Annotated in this window: 7 protein-coding genes and 1 pseudogene; 1 reads left to right on the top strand and 7 read right to left on the bottom strand. The window is 69.6% G+C overall.

All coding sequences use genetic code 11. The features are described 5' to 3' along the window. The 6 genes from JHD63_RS04840 to JHD63_RS04815 all read right to left on the bottom strand — a co-directional run. A partial coding sequence (locus JHD63_RS04840) for an FAD-dependent monooxygenase (protein ID WP_198969607.1) occupies window positions 1-1114 on the bottom strand: 1114 nt, incomplete at its 3' end. A gap of 41 nt (window positions 1115-1155) precedes the next feature. Next, window positions 1156-1695 carry a VOC family protein gene (locus JHD63_RS04835; RefSeq protein WP_198969606.1) on the bottom strand — a complete coding sequence of 180 codons (540 nt, stop codon included), beginning with the start codon at window positions 1693-1695 and terminating at the stop codon, window positions 1156-1158. A 703-nt stretch (window positions 1696-2398) separates the two neighbouring features. Then, on the bottom strand, window positions 2399-2854 hold the full coding sequence (aroQ, locus tag JHD63_RS04830) for a type II 3-dehydroquinate dehydratase (RefSeq protein ID WP_198969605.1): 456 nt from the start codon (window positions 2852-2854) through the stop codon (window positions 2399-2401). After that, window positions 2851-3615 (bottom strand): 3-oxoadipate enol-lactonase, encoded by a 765-nt coding sequence (pcaD, locus tag JHD63_RS04825; RefSeq protein WP_198969604.1) that lies wholly within the window; start codon window positions 3613-3615, stop codon window positions 2851-2853. The genes aroQ and pcaD overlap by 4 nt, the downstream gene beginning before the upstream one ends. Beyond that, entirely contained in the window at window positions 3612-3980 is a 369-nt protein-coding gene (locus JHD63_RS04820) for a carboxymuconolactone decarboxylase family protein (protein ID WP_198969612.1), read from the bottom strand. Before JHD63_RS04820 ends, pcaD begins: the two co-directional genes overlap by 4 nt. Window positions 3981-4014: 34 nt before the next feature. Next, a complete protein-coding gene (locus tag JHD63_RS04815; RefSeq protein ID WP_198969603.1) occupies window positions 4015-5223 on the bottom strand; it encodes a lyase family protein in 1209 nt (402 codons plus the stop codon). Window positions 5224-5427: 204 nt separating this feature from the next. Between JHD63_RS04815 and JHD63_RS04810 the strand changes: the two are divergent. After that, a pseudogene (locus JHD63_RS04810) lies at window positions 5428-5592 on the top strand (IS3 family transposase); the annotation flags it as partial. Between the two features lie 575 nt (window positions 5593-6167). Here the strand turns inward: JHD63_RS04810 and JHD63_RS04805 are convergent. After that, window positions 6168-6515: a hypothetical protein gene (locus tag JHD63_RS04805; RefSeq protein ID WP_198969602.1), complete on the bottom strand. Its 348-nt coding sequence runs from the start codon at window positions 6513-6515 to the stop codon at window positions 6168-6170. Between the last annotated feature and the right edge of the window lie 126 nt (window positions 6516-6641).

The following is a 6641-nucleotide window of genomic DNA, read 5'->3' as shown; positions in this document are numbered from 1 at the left end:
AGTCGGTGGCGCGCGTGGAGTGGCCGAGGTTGTCGTCGGCGGCATGGGCGCGTTCCTCGTGGTAGCTGTCGAGCAGCGCCTCGGGCGCTTGGCCATTGAGCACGGCCTGCAGCTTCCAGCCCAGGTTGTCGCAATCCTGCAGGCCGGTGTTGGCGCCGCGCGCGCCGAAGGGCGAGACCTGGTGCGCCGCGTCGCCGGCGAAGAACACGCGCTGGTGGCGGAATTTGTCGATGCGCCGGCAGGCGAACTGGTAGACCGACACCCATTCGAGTTCGAACCCGACCTCCTTGCCGAGCATGGCCTGGATGCGCGGAATCACCTTCTCGGGCTTCTTCTCCTCCACCGGGTCGGCGTCCCAGCCGAGCTGGAAGTCGATGCGCCAGACGTTGTCGGCCTGCCTGTGCAGCAGCACGCTCTGGTGGCGGTGGAACGGCGGGTCGAACCAGAACCAGCGCTCGGTCGGGAAGTCGGCCTTCATCACCACGTCGGCGATCAGGAAGCGGTCCTGGAAGTACTGGCCGCTGAAATCGGCGCCGACCATGCCGCGCACCGTGCTGTTGGCGCCGTCGCAGGCGATCACCCATTGCGCCTCGATGCGGTAGATGCCATCGGGCGTCTCGACGTTGAGCGCCACGTGGTCCGGGTGCTGCCGCAGCGACAGCAGCCGGTGCTTCCAGCGCAGCTCGACCAGCCCGGCCTCCGTGCAGGCCTGCACCATGCGCTCTTCGAGGTGGTACTGCTGGTAGTTGATCATCGCCGGCATCTTGTGATCGTCCTCGGGCAGCAGGTCGAAGTCGTAGGCCAGCGCATCGCGGAAGAAGACCTTGCCGACCTTCCACTGCACGCCCTTGCGCGCGAACTCCTCGCCGAGGCCGAGCCGGTCGAGGATTTCGAGCGGGCGCTTGGCATAGCAGACGGCGCGCGAGCCGATGCTCACCGTGTCGTCGTCGTCGAGGACCAGGCTGGGCACGCCGCGCCGGGCGAGGTCCAGCGCCTGCGCCAGGCCCACCGGGCCGGCGCCGATGATCACCACCGGGTGGCGCGCGATCCGGCCCGACTGCTGCTCTGCGCTCTGCCGGTAGTCGAAGCGGGGATAGGTATAGGTTTGGAACATGTCAACTCCCAGGGAGGGTCGGTGCGGCGGGCGGTGGAGGCTCAATGCCCGGCGTATTCCTGTTCGTGCAGCCAGGCCGCATGCCGGGGCGCGCGCCGGGTCCTGCTCCATTCCTCCAGCATCTCCCACTTCACGGCGTCGAGCCGGCGGTACATCTCCGGCGTGCCGACGTCGCAGGCCACTTCGAGGCGGTGTCCGTTCGGGTCGAAGAAATAGATCGACTTGAAGATGGCGTGGTCGGTGATGCCGACCACCGCGATGCCGTCGGCCTGCAGCGCGGCCTTGAGCGCCTCCAGCTCGGCCAGCGTCCCGACCTTGAAGGCGATGTGCTGGACCCACTCGGGCGTATTGCTGTCGCGCCCCATGGCCGGCGCATTCGGCAGCTCGAAGAACGCCAGCACGTTGCCCTGGCCGGCGTCGAGGAACACGTGCATGTACGGGTCGGGCTCCTTGGTCGAGGGCACCAGGTCCTCGGCGATGGCGAGCACGAAGTCCATGTTCAGGTGCTTCTGGTACCACTCGACGGTCTGCTTGGCGTCCTTGCAGCGGTAGGCGACGTGGTGGATGCGGCTGAGTTTCATGCGAGGTCTCCTGGAATGTCGGCTTGGGGGTTCCCGGGTCTTACAAATATTCGTCAATGAATAACCTATTCGTTACTAAAGAATGTAATCCCGGAATTTCGCTTTTGTCAAACAATTTCGTTTATTGCGAACTTTGCGTCCGTGCCGCACACGGGGCTCCACGAGGAAGCGGCATGCGCGGTCGGTCAAGCTGGGGGATTGCCTGCCGCGGGCACCGGGCAGCAGTGCGGCGGCCATGACGCGCAAGGAGTTGCCGGCAGCGGCCGACGTGCCCCCTCGCGCGTTGGCGTTTGATCGCGAGGATCAGCCGGCGTTGGGGATCGCGGTGATCCGCCGGGCCCGGCAGCCCGGGTTGAAAGGGGCTATGGCGGTTGCTGCCGGCCCAGCAGTGCAGCCGCCGCCAGAGCTGGCGCACATCGTCGGTCGGCGCCTGGCTGTGCGAGCGGATGGCGTCGGCGATCTCCGTATGGCTGCGATCCTCCTCGCGCGAGTCCTCCAGCAGCGACGCGGCCGGCAGACAGGGAATGCGTCCGCCCTCCTCGCCCAGCAGGCAATGCGCGCTCCTGCCCCCCGCTTGACAGCCTGGCTGCCGACGCGCCCCGATGGCGACACCCGCCCCGGGGCTGAAAATCCGCATTATCTTGGCGAAAAATGGCCCCAGCCCAGGTAATACCTGGGCTATCAGCTACATATTTGATAGCGCCTAGCGCGCCGAGTCGATCTGCGCCAGGCCCGCAATCGCCAGCCCGTAGCCGGCCACGCCGAAGCCGGCCATCACCGCCTTGGCCGCGGGCGAGATGTAGGAGTGGTGGCGGAAGGCCTCGCGCGCGTGGACGTTGGAGATGTGCAGCTCGATCAGCGTCACGCCCGCGCCCTTGATGGCGTCGTGCAGCGCCACGCTGGTGTGGGTGTAGGCGCCGGCGTTAAGCACCACGCCGGCGAGGCTGCCGGCGGCCTCGGCGCGGCCGGCCTGGTGCAGCCAGTCGATCAGTTCGCCCTCGTGGTTGCTCTGGCGGAAGTCCAGCGCCAGGCCGTGCGCGGCGCAGGCCCGCAGGCACAGCTGCTCGACGTCGGCGAGCGTGGCCGAGCCGTAGACGGCCGGCTCGCGCGTGCCCAGCAGGTTGAGGTTGGGGCCGTTGAGGACGAGCGCGGTTTTCATGCGTGGGCTTCCATGAACTGGGTGGTGATGCGGGCGAAGTCGGCCGGGCGCTCGGCCGGGCTGATGTGGGCCGCGTCGATGGTCTGCAGGCGCGCGCCGGGGATGGCGCCGGCGATCTCCTGCGACAGGGCGGGCGGCGTGGCCAGATCCTGGCTGCCGGCCAGCACCAGCGCGGGCACGGCGATGCGGCGGTTGCTCTGGCGCAAGTCGATGGCGGCGACGGCCCTGCAACTGGCGATGTAGCCGGCCGCGTCGGTGGCGACCAGCATGGCGCGCAATGCGGCGGCCCGCGCGGCGCCTGCGGGCGTGGCGCGGAAGGCCGGGGTGAGCCAGCGCTCGACCGCGCCGTCGGCAATCGCCGCCACGCCTTCGGCCTGCACCCGCGCCACGCGCGCCTGCCAGGGCGTCTGGTCGGCGTAGTGGGCGGCGGAGTTGGCGATCAGGATGCCCTTGAGCAGTTGCGGATGCCGCACCGCCAGCGCCTGCGCCGTCATGCCGCCCATGGAGACGCCGACGAAGAACACCGGGCCGCCGGCCTGGTCGCGGATCAGCGCGGCGGCGTCGTCGGCCAGGTCCTCGATGGAGAAGTCGCCCGGCAGCAGCGGCGAGCGGCCGTGGTTGCGGTGGTCGTAGCGCAGGACGGTGCAGCGCGCGGCGAGCGCGGCGGTCACCTCATCCCACATGTGCAGGTCACAGCCGAGCGCATGGCTCAGCACCACGAGCGGGCCGCTGCCGCGCTCCTCGAAATGCAGCGGGCTCATTCCAGCAGCCCCTTTTCCCGAAGGATGCCGGTGAAGATGCCGAAGGCATGGTTGGCCACCGGCACGCCGCAGTAGATGGCGGACTGCAGGATCACCTCCTTGATCTCGTCGGGCGTGAGGCGCGAGTCCGGCGCGCCGTCGAGCGCGGCGCGCACGTGCATGGCGAATTCCTCGTAGGCGTGGGTGCCGAGCATCATCGACAGCACCATGAAGCGGCGCGTCCTGTCGCCCAGCGCGGGGCGGCCCCAGATCTCGTTCCAGGCGTAGCGGCTGATCAGGTTCTGGAACTCGGCGTTGTAGGCGTGGAGGTTGGCGCTGGCCTTGTCCACCCAGGCGTCGCCCAGCACGCGGCGGCGGTTCTTCATGCCGTCCTGGTAGTCGGTTTCGCGGTCGCTCACATCACTCTCCTTGCAGGCTTTCCATCAGGGGGCGCAGCCGCGCCACCTGGGCGCGGGCCAGGCCGGCGCAGGGCTCGGCCAGCGCGGGATCGAACCATTCGTCAGCCACCTCGCGCGGCAGCTCGCCGCGCAGCGCGTCGAGGTTGGCGCGCATGCGCCCGGCATGCACCTGCAGGCCGGGCAGCGCGGTGGCCAGGGCGCGCACCGCGCCGTGCGCGGCCTGCAGCAGTTGCGGCCACTCGGCCAGCTCGGCCTGCCAGGCGCCCAGGGCGCGCTCGTGCTCCTGCGGCATGGCCGCGAGCAGCGCGGCCACGCGCTGCGGCGCGCGGTGCGCGGCGGCCAGCGCGACCATGGCCGCCACCGGATTGCGCTTGTGCGGCATGGCCGAGGAGCCGCCGCGGCCGGCCTCGTGCGGCTCGGCGGCCTCGCCCACCTCAAACTGGCCCATCAGCGCCAGGTCGCCGGCGATCTTGCCCAGGCTGCCGACCAGCAGGCCGACGTCGCAGCCCAGCGCGACCCAGACGTCGCGCTGCGTCTGCCAGGGCGCGTCGGGCGCGGCCAGGCCGAGCGCGGCGGCGACGCGCGCGACCACCTCCGGCCCCTTGCCGCGCAACTGCGACTGGCTGCCGACGGCGCCGCCGAGCTGCACCGCCAGCGCATGGCGCGCGGTAGCCTGCAGGCGCTGCAGGCTGCGCGCCACCGGCGCGGCCCACTGCGCGCACTTCCAGCCGAAGCTGATGACAGAGGCCGGCTGGCCCAGGGTGCGCGCCAGCATGGGCGTGGCGGCATGGCGCTCGGCCAGGTCGAGCAGCGCCGCGAGCACCTTGCGGCCGTCGGCCGTGACCAGCGCCAGCACGTCGCGGCTGACCAGCGCGGTGGCGGTGTCGATCACGTCCTGGCTGGTGCTGCCGAAGTGGGTGTAGGCCACCGCGTCCGGGTTGAACAGCAGCACCGTGTCCTTCAGCGCCTTGACCAGCGGGATGGCCAGGCTGCCGGCGCGCGCGCTGTCGCGCGCGATCCTGGAGACGTCGAACAGATCGACCTTGCAGGTGTCGGCGATCGAGCGGGCCGCCGCCTCGGGGATCAGGCCGGCCTGCGCCTGGGCCAGCGCCAGGGCGGCCTCGAAGCGCAGCATGGCGTCGACGAAGCTGCGCTCGCCAAAGGCCTCCAGCGCTTCAGGGGTGGAAAGAAAGCCTTCGAAGATGCTCATGCGTGCTTTTTTGAAAGAAATTGGCCTGAAGCCCAGGTACATCCTCGGCTTATAGCTATGAATTCAGTAGCATCGTGGCGCCACGCCAAACGCCCGGCACCCGGGCGCGCGGCGTCCGGGGCCGGGCGGTCGAGGATACCGCGCCGGTGCGCAGCGGCTTGCTTGCGGACCTTGGGGGTGGCCCGAGGACTCTGGGCCTCCTGCGACGCACGGCGGCTGGCGCACATCCGCGCCATCCACGAGCAGTTTCGCGGCGAGTACGGCTGGCCGCGCATGCACAAGGAACTGCCCGCCCGCGGCCTGCGGGCAGGCAAGGAGCGGGTGCGCCAACTGATGCAGCTCCACGGCATCCGTGCCAAGGGCAGGAAGCCGTGATGGACTGGATCGCCTTCTACGACCACTCTGGACTACATTCGGCGCTGGACCATCTCAGCCCGATGCAGTTCGAACAACGCTGGTTGGCGGCGCAGCGCAAATCTGCCGCTTGATCACCGGGCTGGGCACTCCGGTTTTCAGGGGCAACCTCCGTCTGGGGCATCTTGATTGCCCACACACTGCTGCGCCGATGGATGCGCCTGATGGCCCGGCACGCGGTTGTCGAGCCCACCCGCATCAGCTTCCATACAGCGCGCCATGCCGTCGTAGGGACGATCAACACGGTGCACCTGGCGCGCGCCGGCACCTTGCCTGCGCTCTTGCAGCGGCTGTTGGAGCAGGCCCGCTACTTCGTGCTCCCGCCTCGCCGCGCCGGGCGGTCATTCCCGCGCGAGGTCAAGCGCTCTCGCAGCAAGTTCCCCACAAAGAAAATGCCAGTCAGCTCTTAACTGACTGGCATTGGCCCCGTGGGGCGCTCTTTTGAAGAAAGAGCACTGCAAACCCTGCGCATGCCAGCAGGCCCCGGGGACATGCCCCGCACTACGGGCTCACCGCGCCTGCCGGGCGGCTCAACGCCAGTCGCGGCGCGGGCCGCCCTGCCAATGCGGACCACCGCCCCAATGGCCGCGCGGACCGTAGTAGATCGGGCGCGGTGCGTAGTACACCGGCGGCGGCGCGTAGTAGACCGGGCGCGGCGTGTAGTACACCGGCGGCGGCGCGTAGTAGACCGGTGCCGGATTGTAGTAGACCGGCGGCGGGGCGTAGTAGGACGGAGCGCTCGCACCGACCACGACTCCGGGGACCGACAGGCCGATGGACCAGGCCACGTTGGAGGCATGCGCCACACCCACGGTGCCGAGCGAGGCGGCGATCACGGCGGCGCCAAGGGCCAGCCGCGTCGAGAGGTGCTTGATCATGATGGGAATCTCCTTTCAGTCGCACGGAGGGTACCGCGCCATGGAACAAGTAACGCACGAAACCCGCCCGGCGATGGCAAGCCCGCCTGAAGACTCGTGTCGAGTGGTAACCCCGCCTGCACACGC

The sequence above is a fragment of the Xylophilus sp. ASV27 genome, assembly GCF_016428875.1.
Lineage (GTDB): Bacteria > Pseudomonadota > Gammaproteobacteria > Burkholderiales > Burkholderiaceae_C > Xylophilus.
The sequence above is the reverse complement of the archived record's forward strand: the minus strand, read 5'-3'. Positions and strand labels throughout refer to the sequence as shown.

What these genes read in the sequence shown, in the direction of transcription:
- JHD63_RS04835 (WP_198969606.1), bottom strand. Translation starts at nt 1,695, where the DNA reads ATGAAACTCAGCCGCATCCACCACGTCGCCTACCGCTGCAAGGACGCC.
- aroQ (WP_198969605.1), bottom strand. Translation starts at nt 2,854, where the DNA reads ATGAAAACCGCGCTCGTCCTCAACGGCCCCAACCTCAACCTGCTGGGC.
- pcaD (WP_198969604.1), bottom strand. Translation starts at nt 3,615, where the DNA reads ATGAGCCCGCTGCATTTCGAGGAGCGCGGCAGCGGCCCGCTCGTGGTG.
- JHD63_RS04820 (WP_198969612.1), bottom strand. Translation starts at nt 3,980, where the DNA reads ATGAAGAACCGCCGCCGCGTGCTGGGCGACGCCTGGGTGGACAAGGCC.
- JHD63_RS04815 (WP_198969603.1), bottom strand. Translation starts at nt 5,223, where the DNA reads ATGAGCATCTTCGAAGGCTTTCTTTCCACCCCTGAAGCGCTGGAGGCC.
- JHD63_RS04805 (WP_198969602.1), bottom strand. Translation starts at nt 6,515, where the DNA reads ATGATCAAGCACCTCTCGACGCGGCTGGCCCTTGGCGCCGCCGTGATC.